Source organism: Flavobacterium sp. UMI-01, assembly GCF_019656315.1.
Lineage (GTDB): Bacteria > Bacteroidota > Bacteroidia > Flavobacteriales > Flavobacteriaceae > Flavobacterium.
Genome location: NZ_BPLU01000069.1, coordinates 1 through 21,275, shown reverse-complemented (window position 1 = coordinate 21,275; position 21,275 = coordinate 1). Strand labels below are relative to the sequence as shown.

Annotated in this window: 15 protein-coding genes and 2 tRNA genes; 10 read left to right on the top strand and 7 right to left on the bottom strand. The window is 35.0% G+C overall.

Features of this window, described 5'->3' with window-relative positions; translation table 11 throughout:
* Positions 1–92 precede the first annotated feature (92 nt).
* Together K5R64_RS15850 and K5R64_RS15845 are read right to left on the bottom strand one after the other, a co-directional pair.
* Positions 93–485, bottom strand: a complete 393-nt coding sequence (locus K5R64_RS15850) for a response regulator (protein WP_220764837.1) — start codon at positions 483–485, stop codon at positions 93–95.
* Complete coding sequence (locus K5R64_RS15845) at positions 472–2,883, bottom strand: PAS domain S-box protein (RefSeq protein ID WP_220764836.1); 2,412 nt, start codon at positions 2,881–2,883, stop codon at positions 472–474. Before K5R64_RS15845 ends, K5R64_RS15850 begins: the two co-directional genes overlap by 14 nt.
* A gap of 370 nt (positions 2,884–3,253) precedes the next feature.
* Between K5R64_RS15845 and K5R64_RS15840 the strand changes: the two genes are divergently transcribed.
* From K5R64_RS15840 to serB, 4 genes are all read left to right on the top strand, one after another.
* A complete protein-coding gene (locus K5R64_RS15840; protein WP_220764835.1) occupies positions 3,254–4,579 on the top strand; it encodes a trigger factor in 1,326 nt (441 codons plus the stop codon).
* 234 nt (positions 4,580–4,813) lie between these two features.
* A complete protein-coding gene (gene clpP, locus K5R64_RS15835) occupies positions 4,814–5,488 on the top strand; it encodes an ATP-dependent Clp endopeptidase proteolytic subunit ClpP (RefSeq protein ID WP_220764834.1) in 675 nt (224 codons plus the stop codon).
* A gap of 110 nt (positions 5,489–5,598) precedes the next feature.
* A complete protein-coding gene (gene clpX, locus K5R64_RS15830; protein ID WP_220764832.1) occupies positions 5,599–6,831 on the top strand; it encodes an ATP-dependent Clp protease ATP-binding subunit ClpX in 1,233 nt (410 codons plus the stop codon).
* A 201-nt stretch (positions 6,832–7,032) separates the two neighbouring features.
* Positions 7,033–8,271, top strand: a complete 1,239-nt coding sequence (gene serB / locus K5R64_RS15825) for a phosphoserine phosphatase SerB (protein WP_220764831.1) — start codon at positions 7,033–7,035, stop codon at positions 8,269–8,271.
* A 352-nt stretch (positions 8,272–8,623) separates the two neighbouring features.
* On the opposite strand, the gene K5R64_RS15820 is transcribed toward serB, so the two are convergent.
* Entirely contained in the window at positions 8,624–10,150 is a 1,527-nt protein-coding gene (locus K5R64_RS15820; RefSeq protein ID WP_220764829.1) for a GH3 auxin-responsive promoter family protein, read from the bottom strand.
* Positions 10,151–10,238: 88 nt separating this feature from the next.
* Here K5R64_RS15820 and K5R64_RS15815 point away from each other — a divergent pair, with 88 nt between their 5' ends.
* Positions 10,239–11,033 carry a DUF2797 domain-containing protein gene (locus K5R64_RS15815; protein ID WP_220764828.1) on the top strand — a complete coding sequence of 265 codons (795 nt, stop codon included), beginning with the start codon at positions 10,239–10,241 and terminating at the stop codon, positions 11,031–11,033.
* 110 nt (positions 11,034–11,143) lie between these two features.
* Here K5R64_RS15815 and K5R64_RS15810 read toward each other — a convergent pair whose 3' ends face one another.
* Entirely contained in the window at positions 11,144–13,795 is a 2,652-nt protein-coding gene (locus K5R64_RS15810) for an AsmA-like C-terminal region-containing protein (RefSeq protein ID WP_220764827.1), read from the bottom strand.
* A gap of 142 nt (positions 13,796–13,937) precedes the next feature.
* Complete coding sequence (gene sppA, locus K5R64_RS15805; protein ID WP_220764826.1) at positions 13,938–15,698, bottom strand: signal peptide peptidase SppA; 1,761 nt, start codon at positions 15,696–15,698, stop codon at positions 13,938–13,940.
* 133 nt (positions 15,699–15,831) lie between these two features.
* On the opposite strand from sppA, the gene folK reads away from it, so the two are divergent.
* Positions 15,832–16,341, top strand: a complete 510-nt coding sequence (gene folK / locus K5R64_RS15800) for a 2-amino-4-hydroxy-6-hydroxymethyldihydropteridine diphosphokinase (protein WP_220764825.1) — start codon at positions 15,832–15,834, stop codon at positions 16,339–16,341.
* A gap of 23 nt (positions 16,342–16,364) precedes the next feature.
* On the opposite strand, the gene K5R64_RS15795 is transcribed toward folK, so the two are convergent.
* Entirely contained in the window at positions 16,365–16,898 is a 534-nt protein-coding gene (locus tag K5R64_RS15795; RefSeq protein WP_220764824.1) for an RNA methyltransferase, read from the bottom strand.
* A 66-nt stretch (positions 16,899–16,964) separates the two neighbouring features.
* Positions 16,965–17,420, bottom strand: a complete 456-nt coding sequence (locus tag K5R64_RS15790; protein ID WP_220764823.1) for a DUF1573 domain-containing protein — start codon at positions 17,418–17,420, stop codon at positions 16,965–16,967.
* 166 nt (positions 17,421–17,586) lie between these two features.
* Here K5R64_RS15790 and mutS point away from each other — a divergent pair, with 166 nt between their 5' ends.
* From mutS to K5R64_RS15770, 4 genes are all read left to right on the top strand, one after another.
* Positions 17,587–20,193 (top strand): DNA mismatch repair protein MutS, encoded by a 2,607-nt coding sequence (mutS, locus tag K5R64_RS15785; RefSeq protein WP_220764822.1) that lies wholly within the window; start codon positions 17,587–17,589, stop codon positions 20,191–20,193.
* 145 nt (positions 20,194–20,338) lie between these two features.
* Positions 20,339–20,411, top strand: a tRNA-Gly gene (locus K5R64_RS15780).
* A 129-nt stretch (positions 20,412–20,540) separates the two neighbouring features.
* Positions 20,541–20,626, top strand: a tRNA-Leu gene (locus tag K5R64_RS15775).
* Positions 20,627–20,741: 115 nt separating this feature from the next.
* Positions 20,742–21,089: a DUF1508 domain-containing protein gene (locus K5R64_RS15770; RefSeq protein WP_220764821.1), complete on the top strand. Its 348-nt coding sequence runs from the start codon at positions 20,742–20,744 to the stop codon at positions 21,087–21,089.
* Positions 21,090–21,275 lie beyond the last annotated feature (186 nt).

Below are 21,275 nucleotides of genomic sequence, written 5' to 3'. Positions count from 1 at the left end.
TGTTCGGTTGCTTTGGTAATAGTTTTTAGTAATTCTTTAAAGTAAAAATACTTCTCTTATTTAAAAAAATATAAAGAGAAGTTTTTTGGTAATTAAATTTCGGCTAAAATGGATTTTATTTCGCTAAAAGTGATAGGTTTTACTAGGTATTTTCCGTTAAGATTAAATTTAGAGGCCTGAATTCGATCCTCACTGCTGACAGAACTGGTCAATATGAAAATGTTTATTTTTGATTTAATAGGGATTTTTAAGAATTCTTCCAAAAATTGCCATCCGTCCCATATAGGCATATTTAAGTCTAACAGGATAATCTCAGGTAATTTTTGAGCAGAAATAAAGATGGCTTTTAGTTTGTCGTAAGCTTCTTTTCCGTTTTTGTATATCATAATATTTTCCACCAATCCAGATAATTCTACATATTTTTTGGTGATAAATAGATGTGTAGGGTCGTCTTCAATAATGCAAACTTGGTCAATTTTTTTCATAGTCTAAGTATATTTTAAAAGTAGTCCCCACGTTAATTTCGCTTTCGACTTCAATTTTGCCATTCATGGCTTCAATTTGGTTTTTAGTTATAAATAAGCCAATTCCTCTGGAATCAGCATGGTTATGGAATGTTTTATACATACCAAAAAGTTTATCCCCATGCTTTTCTAGGTTGATTCCCTGTCCATTGTCGATGAATTTTAATATTACATATTCTGGATTTTTTTCAGTCTGAATTTTTAGATAACTCTCTCGTTCTTCTGAACGGTATTTGATAGCATTCGTCATAAAGTTCATGACAATACTGTCTAAATAGGCAGGAACTGCTTTTACCATGGTAGCAGTGTCCACTTCGTTGATGATGGTAATATTGGCTTTTTTGGCTTGGGTCATCAAGCTATTGATGTTGTTGTCTAATACGGGATGCAATAAAGTAGGGGTCAATTTTTCTTTGTCAGACAAATTGATTTGCACAACTTCTGTAAGATGTTTGATGGTGTCCGTAAGGTTTTCAGATGATTTTTTTAAATATTCAAAAATTTCAGTTTGACTAAAATCCGTTTCTTCTGCCTCTATGAGTTCGACTAAGGAGGAAATTCCTCCTGAGTGAGAACGTAGGTTGTGTGATACGATATAGGCAAAGTTTTTTAAGCGATTGTTTTGAGAATTGGCAATTTCCAAAAGCTCTTGGGTTTCTTTTTCCACTTGTTTCATTTGGGTAATATCAGTGGCAACCCCCAAAAAACCAGTGATTTCCCCTTTTTGTTTGATGGCCGAAATAGAGAGTAAGACAGGGAAAGTAGAGCCGTCTTTACGTTTGTAGGTCCACTCTTTGGTTTCGGCTTTTCCGTTTCTTGCATTGTGTACAAAAATAGAAATGCCTTCAATTTTTTCTCCTGATTCTGAAAGGTGTTTCTGAGCGGAAGCTTGCATTTCTTCAGGGAGATGAATGATTTGGGGTGTTTCTTTACCTATCAATTCTTCGGCTTCGTAACCCAAAAGATTTTCGGCACCTTCGTTGAAAGTTTTGATAATACCATTCGTATCAGTACTAATAATGGCGACCTGCGTATTGGCATCCATAATGGCGTCATTATAAGCAATAATATTTGCTAATTCTAATTCGGTTGTTTTTAAGGAAGTGATATCTACAATTTGAGAGACAAAGTACAGAATTTCATTGTCTTTGTTTCTTACTATCGAAACCGCTAAAATTATGTAAACAATAGCTCCATTTTTATGAATATAGCGTTTTTCAAGAGTGTAATTGTCTCTTTTTCCTTGGATAAGTTGTTTGAGAAGATATAAGTCGGAGGCTAAGTCTTCAGGGTGTGTGATATCTTGAAAGGTGAGGTTTAAGAATTCCTCATCTGAATACCCAAGAATATCACATAATTTTTTATTCACTTTTAACCATCGTCCTTTTTCGTCTAATAATGCCATTCCAATTGCCGCGTGTTCAAAGTTTCCTCTAAACGCTTGTTCGCTAATACGAAGTTGGTCTTCTGTATTTTTCCGTTCGGTAATATCTTGAAAAATTCCAATCAATTTGGTCGTTTTTCCGTTTTCTTTCCAAACTCTACCCGAAGAACGAACCCATTTTAAATTGTTTTTTCCAGAAATAAAACGACAAACTACATCGTAAGGCTCTTCAGTAGCTAAGGTTTTTTCTATGGCATTGATGATAATATGTCGGTCCTCAGGATGGTAATAATTGATGGCTTTCTCTTTGTTATGGTCAAAATCATTATCTACTTCATAAATAGCATATACTTCCTCAGTCCATAAGGTCGTGCCTGTTTCTAAGTCTAATTCCCATGCTCCTACATGGTTGATGCGTTGGCTTTCTTTGAAAAGTTCCGTGATTTTCTTTAGTCGAGTATTTTGTTTGTTGAGTGTAAGTGTCTTGCGATGCAAATCAAGTAGTTTGATGACTTGATTGCTAAGCATTCGTAACGAATTAATTTGTTCCTCTGTTAGTTTTTTTGGGTGATCGTCTATAATGCATAAAGTTCCTAATGGGAAACCGTTTTCATTTACTAGAGGCATGCCTGCATAAAAAATTACTTTGGGAGCACCAGTGACCAATGGGTTGTCAAAAAAACGGTCGTCTTTTGTGGAATCTTCTACTATGAACATTTCGTCAGGTGTATTTATAGCGTGTCCACAAAAGGCAAAATCACGAGGAGTTTCTTTGGCATCAATACCATGATGCGAAAGGAACCATTGCTTGTCTTCGGTAATTAAACTGATTAAGGAGATTTTTGTGCCACAAATTTCCGCCGCCATGTGGGTAAGGAAGTCGTAATCAATGCTTTCGAGTTCTCCAATGATTTTGTATGTTTCTAGTTCTTTTAATCGTTCGCTTTCGTTGTGAGGTAGGTTGGGTTTTTTCATAATGGATGTGCTAGTATTTGGGGGCGCGTTAAAGGTTAATTCTAACTTTTACAGCGGATGGAATACTTTATAAAAATAGAATTAATATTGAGTAAATCCAATTCTTCAAAGAAAAATATGTTTGATTCTGAAGTTTTTTATTAAGGAGTTGGTAGTTTGGTAAGGTTTAAAAAGCGGAATTGATTCTTACTGGTTTTAAGATAAGCGATGCTATAAATAACTGTAGGGTAATTGTAGTAGGGTTAAGTGAACCAGTAGAAAAATCAATTTAGCTTAAAATACTGTAAATCAATAAATAAAAAAGCTTGGTTGGCTTGTGAAAATTTTATAATTTTGCGACCCAATTTTATTACGTAAATTAAAGAAGAAGATGGATATTAAAAGAGTAGCAATAGACACTGTGACTGAGAAAATTGTGATGAATGTAGTTCACATGGATTACAAAGGTCAAGTAGCGAAAAGAATCAACGAAAAAATGCCTTTGGCACAAGTAAAAGGGTTTAGAAAAGGACAAGTACCTAAAGATCTTGTTGCTAAACAATATGGAAAGCAAATCAAGAAAGAAGAAGTAAAAAAAGTAGTTGATTTGGCATTGGAGCGTTATATTCAGTCAGAGCGATTGAATCTTTTAGGAACTCCACTTCCGGTTACTAATGAAGAATTGGATTGGGATGCTGAAGAATTAACATTTGAATTCGAAATTGGTTTGGTGCCTAACTTCGAATTGGATTTGGATGCAAAAAACGATATTGTTAAATATGTTGTTACTGCGGATGATAAATTAATTGACGGACAAGTAGCGCGTATTCAAAAACAATTTGGTACAGCAATTCCTCAAGAAACTGTTGTTGAAGGAGCTGACGTAAAAGGAATTTTTACAAATGAGGCTGAAGGAATTGGAAATACAACTACTCTTTCATTGTCAGTTTTCAAAGATAAAGCTACTGCAGATAAATTTATTGGTAAAAAAGTAGGTGACGTTGTTACAGTAAATACTAAAGGATTGTTTGAAGACGATCACCAATTAATGGATTACCTAAAAGTAGCTCATGATGTAGTTCATGATTTAGCAGTTGATGTAGATTTTACAATTGAAGAAATTACAACTTCTGAACCTGCAGAATTAAATCAAGAATTGTTTGATAAATTATTCGGTGAAGGTAAAGTGGCTTCATTAGATGAGTTGAAAGCAAAAATTAAAGAAGATGCTGAATCTCAGTTTGCACAACAAGCCGATCAAAAATTATTAGGGGATGTAACTGAATTTTTAATCGAAAACACTAAATTCGATTTGCCTGCTGAATTCCTAAAAAAATGGTTGCAAACTGTAGGAGAAAAAAAATTATCTCCAGAAGAAGCAGAAGTAGAATATGCACGTTCTGAAAAAGGATTGCGTTTTCAATTGATTGAAGGTAAAGCTATGGCACAATCTGATATCAAAATAACTTTTGAAGATTTAAAGACTTTTACAGCTAAAAATATTCGTTTGCAAATGGCGCAATTTGGACAAACTAATCCTTCTGACGAGGAAGTTCAAGGTATTGTTGCAAGAGTATTGTCTAACCAAGACGAAGTGAAAAGACTTTCAGAGCAAGTAGTTGCTGAGAAATTATTGGAGTTGTTCAAAGAAAAAGCAAACCCAACGACTAAAGAAGTAACTTACGAAGAATTTATTGCTGCTTCTTACGGAGAATAATTTAAAGTTAAAGGTAGAAAGTTAGAAGTTAAGTGTTGATTTAGATTGATTTGAAAAAATCAAAAAACACAAAATAACTTTATGATTTTATTACTAAAACTAAATAATAAAAATTAAGTATATTTGAGCGTCAGAAAGATTTTTTGACGCTCTTTGTTTTTTTAGTTTAAGGTTTTATATTCACATTAGAACAATCTTAAACTTTGAACTTTTAAACTTTAAACTTTTTTTAAAATGAATTACGGGAAAGAATTTAAAAAATTTGCTACAAAGCACCAAGGTGTAAATGCAATGTATTATGATAAAATCATTGCAGCTATGAATCCTACTAATATGACTCCATATATTATTGAAGAACGTCAATTGAATGTTTCGCAACTGGATGTTTTTTCGAGATTGATGATGGATCGTATTATTTTTCTAGGAACAGGTATTGATGATCAAATTGCAAATATCGTTCAAGCACAGCTGCTTTTCTTAGAAAGTGCTGATGCTTCAAAGGATATTCAAATTTATTTGAATTCACCAGGAGGAAGTGTATATGCAGGTTTAGGTATTTATGATACCATGCAATATATTAAGCCTGATGTAGCAACCATTTGTACAGGTATGGCGGCTTCTATGGGAGCTGTTTTATTATGTGCTGGCGCTGAAGGAAAACGTTCTGCGTTACCACATTCAAGAGTAATGATTCACCAACCTTCAGGAGGAGCACAAGGGGTAGCAAGTGACATGGAAATCAATTTGAGAGAAATGTTAAAATTGAAAGATGAATTGTACCGAATTATTTCACATCATTCAGGTCAACCATTTGATAAAGTATATGCTGATAGTGAGCGTGATTATTGGATGATTGCTGATGAAGCAAAAGAATACGGAATGATTGATGAAGTGTTGAGAAGAAGTTAAATTAAGTATCCAGTGTTCAGGTTTTTAGTGTTCAGTTTTTAGGAAGTATTTCCTATCACACAAACTGAGCAACTGATTACTAAATACTGTTTACTGATCACTAAAAAAGAATGGCAAAAGAAAAATTAGAATGTTCATTTTGTGGACGAAAAAAGCCTGAAACCAATTTGTTAATTGCTGGGATTGATGCGCATATTTGTGATAAGTGTATCGAGCAAGCACACGGAATTGTACTTGAGGAAATCAAATCAAGTAAAGGCGCAAATGTTGTGGGAGATTTGATTTTACAAAAGCCAAAAGAAATTCGAGCTTTTTTAGATCAATATGTAATTGGACAAGACCAAACAAAAAAAGTAATGTCTGTAGCGGTTTACAATCACTACAAACGTTTGATGCAACAGCAAGAAGACGATGAAGTTGAGATTGAAAAAAGCAATATCATCGTGGTTGGGCAAACAGGTACAGGAAAGACTTTAGTGGCCAAGACTATAGCAAAAATGCTTGATGTGCCATTGGCAATTGTTGATGCTACGGTACTTACAGAAGCAGGGTATGTAGGGGAAGATGTAGAAAGTATTTTGACACGTCTTTTACAAGCAGCCGATTATGATGTAGCCAAAGCCGAACGAGGAATCGTTTTTATTGACGAGATTGATAAGATTGCTCGTAAGAGTGATAATCCATCCATTACACGTGATGTTTCTGGTGAAGGAGTGCAACAAGCTTTGTTGAAATTGCTGGAAGGGACAGTAGTGAATGTACCACCCAAAGGAGGTCGTAAACACCCAGATCAAAAATTTGTTGAGGTTAATACACAAAATATTTTATTTATAGCAGGTGGCGCTTTTGATGGTATCGAAAAAGTGATTTCAAAGCGTTTGAACCGTCAGGCTGTAGGGTACTCTACTTCAAGAAATGCAGATAATATTGATAAGGATAACTTATTGCAATACATCATTCCTAAAGACATTAAAGATTTTGGTTTGATTCCTGAAATTATTGGTCGTTTGCCTGTATTAACCCATATGGATCCGTTGGATAGAAAAACGTTAAGAGCGATTTTGACCCAGCCCAAAAATGCGTTAATCAAACAATACCAAAAGTTGTTCTTAATGGATGAGGTTGAATTTAGTATTACTGATGAAGCTTTAGATTTCATTGTGGATAAAGCTTTAGAGTACAAATTAGGAGCACGTGGATTGCGCTCGTTATGTGAGGCAATCTTAACCGATGCCATGTATGACTTACCAAGTTCTGATGAAAAAGTTTTAGAAATTGATAAAGACTACGCTAGCGAAACCTTGAATAAAAATTTATTGAAGCGTTTGGAAATTGCTTCGTAACAATTAGCTCTTCTGTTAAATTATAAGAACCTGTTCAAATCATTTGAGCAGGTTTTTTTGTTACGCTCTTTTGGTCTATCTAAGGTTTGTTTCCGATAGGTGTAGTGGGAGCGTTATGTTTTTAAAAAATCCCTCAATATCCTTTTTTATAAACAATAGTTTACCGATTTTTGTCGCTTCTAAATCAATACAGAATTAAAAATGGCAATAGAAGATAAAGAGATTATTTTATTAAAAGTTTCTGGTCAAGACAAACCAGGGGTGACAGCTGGATTAACCTCCGTATTGGCAAATTACAATGCCATCGTTTTAGACATAGGTCAAGCAGATATTCACGATACATTGTCATTAGGAATTTTGTTCGAAATAGAAGCGGGTTCATGTTCAGCACCTGTTTTAAAAGATTTATTGTTCAAAGGATATGAGTTAGGCATCAAAGTAAAGTTCATTCCTATCTCAATCGATGATTATGAAAGCTGGGTGAAAACACAATCCAAACAGCGTTATATCATCAATATTTTGGGCGAAACTTTAGCAGCTAAGCAATTGGCTGCAGTGACTAAAATTATGTCGGACCAACAACTGAATATTGATTCTATAAAACGATTAACAGGCCGAACATCTATCGTGGAGAAAGAAGAGTATCCTCGTTCTTGTGTGCAATTATCTGTTTCAGGAAATATTGTTGATAAAAAAACAATGACCGCTCATTTTATGGAAATTTCCCGAACCTTAGACGTTGATATTTCATTTCAAGAAGATACTATTTACAGAAGAAACCGTCGTTTGGTGTGTTTTGATATGGATTCGACTTTGATTCAAACGGAAGTAATTGATGAATTGGCGGAGTTAAATGGAGTAGGAGAACAGGTTCGTGCGATTACTGAATCTGCAATGAATGGCGAAATTGATTTTAACGAAAGTTTTAAACAACGCATGGCATTGCTAGAAGGATTGAGTGAAGAAGTATTACAAGATGTAGCCAAGAGATTGCCTATCACCAAGGGGGCGCACCGATTGATGAAAGCGTTGAAATATTATGGCTATAAAACGGCAATCTTGTCGGGTGGCTTTACCTATTTTGGTGAATATTTGCAAAAAGAATTGGGTATTGATTATGTACATGCCAACCAATTAGAAATAAAAGATGGTAAATTGACGGGTAAATACTTAGGCGATATTGTTGATGGTAAGAAGAAAGCCGAATACCTGCAAGCGATTGCGGATAAAGAAGGCATCAATATCAATCAAACTATTGCTGTTGGGGATGGTGCTAATGATTTGCCAATGATAAATTTAGCAGGATTAGGAATTGCTTTCCATGCCAAACCTAAGGTGAAGGAAAGTGCAGCAACTTCTATCTCTAGTCTTGGTCTTGACGGGGTTTTGTACCTGCTAGGCTACCACGACAGGCATATTGATATGATGGAAAAAATCTAAAATTTAAACAGTTTTAAATCTTCCAGGCACAAATTAAAAACAACCACAGATTCATCAATTTTTTAAACTAATAATTCTAAGAATAAATTGGCACTACTTCCACTTTACGAGGGTTATTAGAGATGAAAATTTATTTAAAAATTGATTAATCTGTGATTGTATGACTTATTTTTTTATAGGAATGTCTTTGAAAAATTTTAATAAATTTGAAGTTTCTACTTTGGAAAAATGTTTTAAACAAGTGTAAGATGGAATGGGTAGCAGGTTCTTTTTTGTACAATACTTCCGTGCCATCACAACCTTTACGTGTTTAATCGCATAAGATTGTAAGGGGTCGAAACAGAAAATGGCATCAGGCAATAATTTTAACTTGCATGCTTTTCAATTGCTCTAAATAATCTCTACTGTTGGATAATCTTGGGATTTTGTGTTGCCCTCCAAGTTTGTCACGGTCTTTGAGCCAGTCATAAAATAAATTCTTACGCGCAATATTAATTACCAAAGGATTAAGGGTCATGTTGTTGTAGCGTTTGGCTTCGTAGTCAGAATTGATATTTTGCAACGTTTCATCTAGAATTTTCTCAAATAGAGCTAGGTCATTTGGAATAGTTTTAAATTCAATCATCCACTCATGCGCTCCTTTTTCTTTTTCTTTCATGAAAATAGGCGCTACGGTATAATCAATTACTTCAGCATGAGTCAATTTACATGCCTCGGCTAATGCTTTATCTGTGTTTTCAATCATTAATTCTTCACCAAAAACATTGATATGATGTTTGGTTCGACCTGTAACTCTAATTCGGAAAGGATTTAATGAGGTAAAACGTACGGTGTCACCTATAAGATAGCGCCATAAACCCGAATTGGTGGTAATGACAATGGCATAATTTTTATGTAATTCAACATCTGATAGCCGAATCGCAAATTGATTTTCGGTGCCAAAGACATCCATCGGAATGAATTCGTAAAAGATGCCGTAATCCAGCATCAACAATAAATCATTGGAGTAGTTAAGGTCTTGAATGGCAAAAAAACCTTCGGAGGCGTTGTATATTTCGTAATATTTAAAATCTTTTTTGGGTAAAATTGATTGGTACTGTTCGCGATAAGGCTCAAAACTCACGCCACCGTGAAAATACACCTCAAGATTAGGCCAGATTTCTAGTAAATTGGTTTTGCCTGTTTCTTCCATCATTTTGTTCATCAAAACCAACATCCAAGAAGGAACACCGGCAAAACTGGTCACATTTTCTGTTTTAGTTTCATTGATAATGGCAGCAATTTTAGTTTCCCAATGGCTCATTAAAGAGGTTTTGTTGCTGGGAGTACTACTAAACTCAGCCCAAATAGGCATGTTTTCAATCAATATGGCTGATAAATCACCAAAATAACTGTTGTTGTTTTCATAGATTTGAGAACTACCTCCAAGTCTAAGACTTTTGCCCAAAAACATTTCCGAATCTTCGTTGTTGTTGAGGTACATGCACAATAAATCTTTACTTCCTTTGTAATGACAGTCTTCAAGCGCTTCATTACTTACGGGGATAAATTTGCTTTTGGCATTTGTTGTGCCACTAGATTTAGCAAACCATTTGATAGTGGTATTCCAAAACAAATTTTGTTCCCCATTTCGTGTCCGTTCAATAAGTGGTTGAATTTCTTCATAACTGCTGATAGGGACCCTTTCGCAAAAGGTTTTGTATGAAAGGATAGAATCAAATCCGTATTGTTTTCCTAGAGCAGTATATTTGGCTGATTGAAGCAAATTCATCAGTAGCTCTTCTTGTACCTCGTTAGGGTATTTCAAGAAAAGTTCTATTTGGTGGATTCGTTGTTTTAAAACCCAAGAAGCAAATGCATTGATAATAGTTAGTGGCATTTTTTAAAAATGGTATTATGAATTATGCATTACGAATGATAACTTTACCAAAAATAGAAAAAATAGTCATATATCAAACCATAATTCCATGCAATACGAAGGTGTACTAGCAAAAATGCAAACTGAATTTGGCAATCCAATCCAATATTATTTAGTTTTTGAAGATAGTTTTCTCAATATGAACCAAGTGTTGAATCAAGAACTAGAAATTCAATTGATTGGGTATCAATGTTTAAATTGCAATAAGAAGAAAAAAATATTCCGTCAAGGGTTTTGTTACGACTGTTTTTATTCGAGTGCTGCAGTAGGGGATTGGATTATGAAACCAGAATTGAGTACAGCGCATTTGGGTATAGCTGATAGGGATTTGGTTTATGAACAAAAAGCACAATTGCAACCTCATATTGTATATTTAGCGCTGTCAAGCGAAATCAAGGTAGGAGTCACGAGAAAATCACAAGTGCCCACACGTTGGATTGATCAAGGGGCTAATGAAGCCATTGCTGTTGTAGAAGTGCCAAATCGCTATTTGGCAGGAATTACTGAGGTTGCCCTCAAAGACCATTACGCAGATAAAACCAATTGGCGTAAAATGTTGACCAATGCCATTGAGCCTGTTGATTTAGTTGGTGAACGAATGAAATTAGAATCCCTAATTCCCGATGAGGTTAAAGATTATTTTGTTTTAGATAAATACGATTTGTATCAAATGGAATATCCTGTTTTGGTTTATCCTAACAAAGTAAAAAGTTTAAGTCTGGATAAAACACCAACTTATAAAGGGAAATTAATAGGGGTTAAAGGGCAATACTTGATGTTTGAAGACGGAACCGTTTTTAATGTTCGTGGTTCCGAAGGGTATGTGGTACAAATAAATCTTTAGTATTGGGACTTTGATTTTGGATACTTTTATCTAGTTAATTGTTGATAATGTAATTTAAAAGAAGTGCTTAATACGAGAATGCTTTCCAAGTGTTAGGCACTTCTTGTGTCTTATTCAACGGGTTTGGTTTCAGTAGGTTTAGCTTCTTCCGCTGGTTTTTTCTTGTTTAAAAAACCTTTTATTAAGTCGGTTGCTTTAGTTTTTACCTCTTCTTTGGCTTTTTCTTGTACTTCCGCTTTAGTAGTTGGTACCACGGTTTTAGAGGTGTCTCCAGCGGGTTTGTTTTTATTGATGAGGTCAGTTAGTTTTGACGTCCCTTTATTGATTAAAGCTGCCTTTTGTTGTTGTACTAATTGATTGGTCAAATTAGTCACAGCGGTTTTCATATCGGTAGAAATTTTTGGGTTTGAAAAATTTCCAGTCATGATAGCATTAATTGGAATGTTCTCCAATTTTGCTGCATCCGCTGGTGTTAATTTTGCAATTAGAGCATTAGCTTCCGCCCCTAGATATTTAGCAGGAACATCAAATTTTAAACTATAATTCATGCTTTGGTCAAATCCATGTGAACCTCCAATAGTCGCCTTAATGTCTTTGTATTTGATGTCAAAAGGCCTGATGTTAACTTTACCATCATCAAAACTAATAGCAGCTTTTAAATCATTCAAATTGATTTTGTCTAAGTCAATGAATTTAATATTTGAAGTTAAAGCGGTTAATAAAGTTGATTTTTCTGGATTAATAGTGGAAGTTAGCAATTGTCCTATCAAGTCACCTGTAAGGGTTTTTAAATCGGGACTCATGTCATTAGTTAGGTTTCCGTTGAGTTTAATTGAAGAATTTAATTTTCCGTTGATGATTCCTGCAATGGGAGCAATTTTTTTAAGTAAGTCTAATTGGGTGAAGGATTGCGCAATATCTACCTGAGTTAATCCTAAACTCATGTCGAAAACGGGTGTTTTTCCTTTGGTGGAAACAGAACCATTCAAGCCGATAGTTCCACCAAAAATGGCAGTTTTGACATTCTCCATCGTTACTTTTTCGTCTTTAACAATGAGTTTACCCGAGACTTCTTTTAAGGTCAGATTATCGTATAAAACCGTATTGGCTTTAGCGGTAAGCGAACAATTCAAATAGGCTGGGATTTTCATTGCCTCAGCGGGTTTTTTAGTTTCGTTTGCTGTTTTTACAGGTTCCTCTGCCGTCATGAAGTCATTAACGGCCAATTGATTCGATTGTAATGCGAAATTTCCTTTTAGTTCTTGGTTTTTGAAAATAAAACCATAGAAGTTATCCAGAACTCCCGTGATGCTAAGGTCACTTTTTCCAGTAGTCGCATTAAATTGTTTTAAATTAACTTGATTAGGGTTGAATTGTATCAAAGCCGTACTGATGTTCATGGATTTGCCATTTTCATCAGTATATTTGAAACCAGAAAGACTCATCGTTCCTGAATTTCGGATGTTTTGGTATTCGCTTTTTTCAACTGAAGCCATATCAAAATTAGTAACTACATCCGCTTTTAAAATCCCTGCCAAAGGTTTGTCAAGCTTGATTGGGTAGGCCTTGGATAAGTTGCTGAGATTAATAGTTCCTTTTAGCATGGCATCCACCAATGCATTTTGAGTAATATTGCGAATTGTAGCTTTGGCATTGAAAACATCTTGGTCAATAGTAAAGGATAATTTGTCCAAATTGACATAAGTATCATTCAAAATTCCCGTTGTGTTAACAATTTGGGTGTCTATAATAATATTTTGAACTGATTTAGGTAAGTTTGGATACTGAAAGGATGCATTGTTAGAAGCGATTTCAATATTGAATTGAGGAACAGTTGTATCCGTATAAGTACCTTTGGCAAACCCAGCAACAGTAAAATCTCCTGTCGTTTTCACATTGTCTAGACTAGAGGAGTAAGCAGCAGGAATTAAGCCTAAAAAGTTTTTGAAGGACGAAGTTGGAGTTTTAAATTTCAAATCGTATTCTTGACCAGCTTCAACCATCTGAATAAAACCATCAAATTCTAAAGGTAATTGATTGATTAAAGCTTTGTTTTCTTTGAAGGTATATTTGTTCTGATCTAAATCAATTCCTAGAATTGCGTCTAAAGTCAATGCTACATTTTTCATGTAATTGACTTTGTCCATATCTAATGAAATGGTAGCAGTAGAATGAGTGTCTAAATCCAATTTTGAAGTAGCAAAATCTCCTGTACCTTTATGGTTTAAACTGTCAATAACCATTTTGATTTTTGAGGCTTTGTCCGTATATCGAAATTGAAAATTAGCAATGGCGTATTCTTGGATTTTTAAGGCTAACGGCTCGCTCTTTCCATTATCGTCTTGCGGGTTGTCTTCTTTCAAAGCGATATCATAATTTCCAAGGCCGTCTTCGTTAAAGATGATGTTAATCAAGCCATTTTTTGAAGTGATTCCCTGAATAGCGATCGATTCATTTTTTTCTTTAAAAAGTTCTTTGACGGACATTTTTAATTGCAATTCACCTAAAGCAATTAGCGTATCACCTTCAAATGGAGCTTTATTGATGATGCTCAATGAGTCAATAGTCACTGTGGCATTGGGGAAGTTTTTGAACAAACTCAAATCGGCATTAGCAAAAGCCACTTTGGCATCTACTTTTTTATTGATAGCAGCTGTGATTTTAGCTTGGATTTGGTCTTTAAAAAAATACGGGATAGCAAATAAACTTCCGGCTAACAGCAGTAGGAATCCTCCAGTTATGAGTGCGATTTTTTTTAACATAGCATGAAATTTTATTTTATAGCAATACTATCAAAAATACTGCCGTAATTGATAAGTGAATATACGAATTTACAGTTTGAAATGGTTGTTAGGCATAAAAAAAATCCGTTTCTAATAATTCAAAAACGGATTTTTAAGGGATTTATTGGATGGAAATTTCATAAGGTAAAATAGCTTGAATTCCCTTACGTGCTTGCATCCGTTTGATTTGTTGAATGATTTTGTAGTTCTCAATACCAATTTCTTCTTTTATAAATGCTGTTTTGGATTGACCAAAAGGTAGCTCGTTAAACATAGCATCAAAACTTTTTTCAAATTCAGGGAAGCTTTTGGTGGAATACTTCTTTGTTTTGGCTAGTGTTGCCGCGGCTTTGATAGCATCATCTAAGCTTCCTATTTTGTCTATTAAACCTATTTTAAGTGCATCACTCCCAGTCCATACGCGACCTTGAGCTATGGCATCTACTTGGGCAAATGTCATTTTACGTCCTTGGGCTACATGAGCGACAAAGGTGTTGTAAATGTGTTCTACATTTTCGGTGGTTACAGCCTTGAAAGTATCGTCAAGAGGAACAAAAGGACTGTATTCTGATGCATTAGGATGGGTTTTTACTTGTTCGGCATCAATGCCTATTTTAGTGGCTAATTGATTGAAATTAGGTAAAATTCCAAAAACGCCTATGGAGCCGGTGATGGTGTTTTTTTCGGCAAAAATTTGATTGGCATTACAAGCAATATAATAGCCTCCAGAAGCGGCATAATTACCCATGGATACTACTACGGGTTTTGTTTTTTTGGTCAGTTCAATTTCCCTCCAAATTAAATCCGATGTTAAGGCGTTTCCTCCTGGGCTATCAATTCGTAACACAATGGCTTTAATGTTTTTGTCTTTACGGGCTTCTTGCAATGAACGATTCATTGATAATTCGCCAATGGTGTTGACGTCACCTTCCCCAGACTGGATTTCGCCTTGCGCATAGAGTATGGCAATCGCATCATCAGTTTCTTCAAATTCTTTGTCGAGTAATATTTTTTTGGTGTAATTCTCGATGGAAATACGGTGGTAGTCTTCGTCTTTTTTTACTTTTAATGCTTTTTTAACAGCATCGTGGTATTGGTCTTCATAAGCAATTACATCAATTAATTTGTTTTGCTTTGCTAATAATGGAGTTCTAGCCTGAAGGTTATTGGCAATAGTATTAAGTTGTGAAATAGCAATATTTCGGCTTTTGGAAATATCAGTTACAACCGTGTTCCAAATAGAAGTTAGTAGCGCTTCTATCTGTTCTCTATTGGCTTCACTCATTTTGTTGTCCAAAAAGGGTTCGACGGCACTTTTGTATTTTCCATGTCGAATCACTTCCATTTTGATTCCTGATTTTTCTTGTAAATCTTTGAAGAACAGGATTTCGGATGACAAACCTTTGAAGTCCATGTTTCCCACAGGATTGAGGTAAATAGTATGGGCTACCGAATTGAGGTAGTACTCTTTTTGTGAATACGAATTGGAATAGGCCATGATAAATTTGCCTGATTTTTTAAAATCTTCCAAAGCATCTCGCAAAGTTTTACTTTGTGCCATGCCTAGTAATGAATGGCTGTTTACAATTGAAATTCCTTTGATGTTTTCATCTGTCTTGGCGCTAGTAATTGCGTTTAACACATCTGTTAGTCCTATTTCATCGTTGTCTGAGAAAAAAGTCATCAAAGGGTCTTTGTATTTGCCACCGTAATCATTTTCAATTTCGGCTAAATCAAGCTCGATAACCGAATTTTTTTTGACAAGGGTGCTTTCGGAATCATCATTAAAAACAGCGGAGATAAAAACAATTCCAAAAAGGAATAGTAAACAAAAAACAAATAAACCTACTATGGTTGCGGCAACATTTCCTAGAAATTTCATATTGTTATTTTTTATAAGAAGAAGAAATATTATACAATGATACAGATTGTGCACTTTAATTTATGCAAATATATCCTTAATTCTAAAAAGGATTTAGTTAATTTGGGGTTAATTAAAACACATCAATCGAAAAATGGAGTTAGGTCATAAGGTTGTTTTGTCCTTAGGAACAAATCAAGGGGATAAATTGGGAAACATTTTGTTTTGTATCCAATTGATAAAAGAAAAAATAGGAACAGTCACTCAGGTGTCTAAGTTGTATGAAACGCCTGCTTGGGGGTTTGATGGTGATGCTTTTTATAACTGTGCTTTGGAAGTCGTAACAACTCAAAGACCTATCGAAGTTTTAAATAACGCTTTGTTGATTGAGAAAGAAATGGGACGTGTTCGGGTTGAGCAGTCAGGTTACCAATCACGGATTATTGATATCGATTTGGTTTTTTGTGAAAACGAAATTATTCACAATGAGCAACTTCAAATCCCTCATCCGTTGATGCAGGATCGAAAGTTTGTTTTGTTACCTATTTCTGATTTAGACTTGCAGTGGGAACATCCTATATTGAAGTTAACTCTAGTACAAATGCTAGAGAAATGTGTAGATAATAGCGATTGTGTTGTGGTTCAGGATATTGATTTTGTTTAATTTTCTACTTCAAAGTGTAAGCATTAGTCATTGTTGATTTTTTTAAATAAATCCCAAACAACAATACCAGCGCTAACCGAAATATTTAAGGAGTGTTTAGTGCCCAATTGCGGAATTTCAATACAGCCATCACATAGTTTTACTGCATCTTGCGAAACTCCAAAAACTTCATTCCCAAATACGAGTGCGTACTTTTGGTTTTTTTGGATTTGAAAATCTTGTAAGAAGGTGGCACTTTCTACTTGTTCTATGGCGAGTGTGAGAATATTTTCTTTTTTTAGATTCGCAATAACATCCAAAACGTTTTCATGATGTTCCCATGCTACTGTTTCAGTAGCGCCAAGTGCTGTTTTGTGAATTTCTTTATTAGGTGGGGTGGCTGTTATACCACAGAGGTAGATTTTTTCTATTAAGAAAGCATCGGCAGTACGAAAAACAGAGCCTATGTTATGGAGGCTTCGAATATCATCTAAGACCAAAATGAGAGGTGTTTTTTCTGATTTTTTAAAATCTTCCACTGATTTTCGTTCTAGTTCACTGTTGGCAAGCTTTCTCATTTTTTAAAAATTAAATATAAAAAAAGCTTCCAAAATGGAAGCTTTAGTATGTTTTAGGTGTCAAAATTAGCTCTTTTTTGCATCATCAGCTAATACTGTTCCTTTAATTGTTAAAGTTTTTGTTGGTTGACCTTCTGCATTTGAAGTTACGGTTACTGTTTTAGTAAATGGCCCCACTCTGTCAGTCGCGTATTTTACTCCGATAACTCCTTTAGCTCCTGGAGCGATAGGCTCTTTTGGAGTGGTAGGTACAGTACAGCCACAAGAACCTGTAGTGTTTGTGATAATTAATGGTTTTGTTCCATTATTAGTGAATACAAATTGACGGTTACCATCTGAGTTATGTGCAATTGTACCATAGTCAATTGTTTCTGATTCAAATACCATTCCTGCACCTTCAACTTTAGGTAATTTTGTAGTTGCAGTTTTTGGAGCTATTTTTGATTTTTTTGATGTTTCTTGTGCATTAGAACTAGCAATTCCAAATACGGTTAATAAGGCAAGTAAAACTATTTTTTTCATTTTTTCCCATTTTTTAAATTGATAAACAAATCTAAAGAAAAAATCATGCCAATACTATAAAATTTCCTTAAAAGTAAAGTTTATTTTTTTACTAATTCCATTTTAGCATTTAAATCTATAAATTCGCTTCGGTTTCATAATTAATCACAAATAAAAAAAATATATTTTGGCAACTAAAGATAAAGTAGTAAAAGAGACTCCCTTAATGAAGCAATACAACGAAATCAAGAGCAAGTATCCAGATGCCTGTTTGTTGTTTAGAGTGGGGGATTTTTACGAAACTTTTGGGGAAGACGCCATTAGGGCTTCTAAAATTTTAGGAATTACCTTAACTAAGCGTGGTGCTGGATCGGATAGTGAAACGGCATTGGCGGGTTTTCCGCATCATTCTGTAAATACTTATTTGCCAAAATTAGTAAAAGCGGGTTTGCGTGTGGCTATTTGTGACCAACTCGAAGATCCCAAAATGACCAAAACAATCGTAAAACGAGGCGTTACAGAATTAGTAACTCCCGGTGTTTCGATGAATGATGAAGTGCTGAGTTCAAAATCCAATAACTTTTTGGCATCAGTGTATTTTGCTGCCAAAACAATAGGAGTGTCTTTCTTAGATGTTTCTACGGGTGAATTTTTGACAGCACAAGGAAATGGGGAGTATATTGATAAGTTGTTGCAAAATTTTGGACCGGCAGAAATTTTGATTCAAAAACAACACAAAAATAATTTTAAAGAGCATTTTGGGGATGATTTTCATTGTTTCTATTTAGAAGACTGGATTTATAAGGAAGATTATGCCTTTGAAACCTTAATAAAACACTTTCAAACCGTGTCGTTAAAGGGTTTTGGAGTTGAAGAGTTGAAAGAAGGAATTATTGCTTCGGGGGCTATTTTATATTATTTGTCTGAAACCCAACACAACAAAGTACAGCATATTACATCGATTCAGCGAATTGCTGAGGATGCCTACGTATGGATGGATCGTTTTACCATTCGCAATTTGGAGTTGTATCACAGTTATAATCCAAACGCAGTTACCTTGTTAGATGTGATGGATAGAACGTTATCCCCAATGGGAGGGCGTTTGTTGAAACGTTGGCTAGCATTGCCATTAAAAGATATTAATAAGATAAAAAATCGCCATCAGGTAGTAGCTTATTTGAAAGAACATCAAGAAGTGTTGCAAAAAATGCAATATCAAATCAAGCAGATTTCAGATTTGGAACGTTTGATTTCGAAAATTGCGGCAGGAAAGGTTTCTCCGCGTGAAGTGGTGTATTTGAAAGAATCGCTAGATGCGATTATTCCAATCAAAACCTTAGCGTTGGAAAGTCCGCAAGAAGCAGTGAAGGTTATTGGTGATAGTTTGCATAGTTGTGAGTTGTTACGAGAAAAAATCAAAACTACTTTAAATCAAGATGCACCTGTGGCTATTTCGAAAGGAAATGCAATTGCTAAAGGAGTGAGCGATGAATTAGATGAGTTGCGTGCTATATCTACCTCTGGAAAAGAATTTCTGGAAGGAATTGAAGCTAGGGAATCTGAACGAACGGGCATTTCTTCATTAAAAATTTCTTTCAATAATGTTTTTGGGTATTATATTGAAGTAAGAAATACACATAAAGACAAAGTGCCAGCAGAATGGATTCGAAAGCAAACTTTAGTCAGTGCCGAGCGTTATATTACAGAAGAATTAAAAGAATACGAGTCTAAAATTCTGGGAGCGGAAGAAAAGATTCAAAAAATCGAATCGGAGCTTTTTGAGCAATTAGTAGCTTGGATAACCACTTATATTAAGCCGGTACAGTTAAATGCTAATTTGGTAGCTCAGTTGGATTGTTTGTGTTCTTTTACGCAGCTGGCAATCGAAAACCAATATGTTTGTCCACAATTAGATGAGACTTTTGAGCTCGAAATAAAAAATGGACGCCATCCTGTTATTGAAAAACAATTGCCCGTAGGAACGCCTTATATTGCCAATGATGTGTTTCTGGATAGGGTAACACAGCAATTGATTATGATAACAGGGCCTAATATGTCTGGTAAGTCGGCTATTTTGCGTCAAACGGCTTTGATTGTGTTATTGGCTCAAATGGGTAGTTTTGTTCCTGCAGACAGCGTACGTATGGGAATTATCGATAAGATATTTACTCGAGTGGGGGCAAGCGACAATATTTCGATGGGTGAATCGACTTTTATGGTTGAAATGAATGAAACGGCTTCTATTTTGAATAATCTTTCAGATAGAAGTTTGGTGTTGTTGGATGAGATTGGTCGTGGAACGAGTACCTATGACGGGATTTCTATTGCATGGGCTATTGCTGAATATTTGCATGAACACCCTACGCAACCCAAAACGCTTTTTGCTACCCATTACCATGAATTGAATGAGATGAATGAATTGTTGCCTCGAATACAAAATTATAATGTTTCTGTAAAAGAGCTTAAGGATTCGGTTTTGTTTATTCGAAAATTAGTTAAAGGAGGAAGCGCACATAGTTTTGGGATACATGTTGCCAAAATGGCTGGAATGCCTCAAATAGTAATTCAGAAAGCTCAAAAGCTATTGAAAAAATTAGAGAAAGATCATTCAAGCGATGCGTTGAATGGAATAAAAGCGGAAAAAGAAGAAATGCAAATGAGCTTTTTTAATCTTGATGACCCTTTGTTAGAGGAGATAAAAGAAGAGATATTGAGTTTGGATATTAATTCGGTAACCCCTGTTGAGGCTTTGATGAAGTTAAATGAATTAAAAAGGATGCTGACCAGAAAATAATTTCATATTTAAAGTTTAGGTTATCAGAAGGTTATAAAATAATTTGAAAAAATATTTAAAAACTGCTTGTTTAACTCAATAAATGTCTTAAATTTGCATCCGCAATACAGAACAAGTATCGCGGTTCTTTTTAAGGATTGAAAATGCGAAAATAGCTCAGTTGGTAGAGCGCGACCTTGCCAAGGTCGAGGTCGCGGGTTCGAGCCCCGTTTTTCGCTCTAAGCGTAAAAGCTCGAAAGATTTTGTTTTTGAAAATTAAACAGTATCTTTGAAAATAAAACGCTCGGATAGGTTTGGTTTAATTAATTTTTTATAAAAAATTAAAAATCATACTTTTAAAGCATAACGCTCGGATGGTGAAATTGGTAGACACGCTGGACTTAAAATCCAGTGAACAGCAATGTTCGTGCGGGTTCAAGTCCCGCTCTGAGTACAAAGCCTCTTCTTTTGAAGAGGCTTTTTTTTGTTTATAACTCAAGCTTCTTTTTGGGTGCTGTTTTTGATTAAAGGTTGTATTTTTAGGTTTGTAAAAATAATGATGTTAGTCTATGGGGTCTTTTGTGATAAGTAAGCGTTTTAGTGGGGATTATAAGTTTGAATATACTTCAAGGAAAGGGAAGCCTATTTTTACTAGTGCACCGTATGAGTTGCGAATGGATTGTGAAGCTGATGCAGAATTGTTGCGTTCAAAGTTTGATTCTTGTTCTTTTTTGAAATATAAAACCGCTAAAGGTAAATTTTACTTCAAAGTGGTATTGAATGATGCGTTGATGGCGGTAAGTCGTAAATATAGCACGATTTTAATGGCGCAGAAAGGAATAGATGAAATTGTGAAATATGGTGCGAGAGCAGAGATTTTGGATTTTGCTGCTCATGAGGTAGAGTTTGATGACTAAAAGATGGGGTTGAGGTGGGTAATGTGAAGAGGGCTTTGGTTCTCTTTTTTTTGGGATCAAGTTCAAAAGTTGGGGATTAGGCAAAAAGATTGGGGATCAAGTTCAAAAGTTGGGGATTAGGCAAAAAGATTGGATAATCTAAACAGGAAAAAATCAATTTTTCTAACACCTCTAAATTGCGCTCTA

Coding starts and splice junctions, on each gene's coding strand:
- K5R64_RS15820 (WP_220764829.1), bottom strand. CDS start 10,150: ATGCCACTAACTATTATCAATGCATTTGCTTCTTGGGTTTTAAAACAA.
- clpP (WP_220764834.1), top strand. CDS start 4,814: ATGAATTACGGGAAAGAATTTAAAAAATTTGCTACAAAGCACCAAGGT.
- K5R64_RS15795 (WP_220764824.1), bottom strand. CDS start 16,898: ATGAGAAAGCTTGCCAACAGTGAACTAGAACGAAAATCAGTGGAAGAT.
- clpX (WP_220764832.1), top strand. CDS start 5,599: ATGGCAAAAGAAAAATTAGAATGTTCATTTTGTGGACGAAAAAAGCCT.
- K5R64_RS15840 (WP_220764835.1), top strand. CDS start 3,254: ATGGATATTAAAAGAGTAGCAATAGACACTGTGACTGAGAAAATTGTG.
- K5R64_RS15810 (WP_220764827.1), bottom strand. CDS start 13,795: ATGTTAAAAAAAATCGCACTCATAACTGGAGGATTCCTACTGCTGTTA.
- K5R64_RS15850 (WP_220764837.1), bottom strand. CDS start 485: ATGAAAAAAATTGACCAAGTTTGCATTATTGAAGACGACCCTACACAT.
- serB (WP_220764831.1), top strand. CDS start 7,033: ATGGCAATAGAAGATAAAGAGATTATTTTATTAAAAGTTTCTGGTCAA.
- K5R64_RS15790 (WP_220764823.1), bottom strand. CDS start 17,420: ATGAAAAAAATAGTTTTACTTGCCTTATTAACCGTATTTGGAATTGCT.
- K5R64_RS15770 (WP_220764821.1), top strand. CDS start 20,742: ATGGGGTCTTTTGTGATAAGTAAGCGTTTTAGTGGGGATTATAAGTTT.
- K5R64_RS15845 (WP_220764836.1), bottom strand. CDS start 2,883: ATGAAAAAACCCAACCTACCTCACAACGAAAGCGAACGATTAAAAGAA.
- folK (WP_220764825.1), top strand. CDS start 15,832: ATGGAGTTAGGTCATAAGGTTGTTTTGTCCTTAGGAACAAATCAAGGG.
- sppA (WP_220764826.1), bottom strand. CDS start 15,698: ATGAAATTTCTAGGAAATGTTGCCGCAACCATAGTAGGTTTATTTGTT.
- K5R64_RS15815 (WP_220764828.1), top strand. CDS start 10,239: ATGCAATACGAAGGTGTACTAGCAAAAATGCAAACTGAATTTGGCAAT.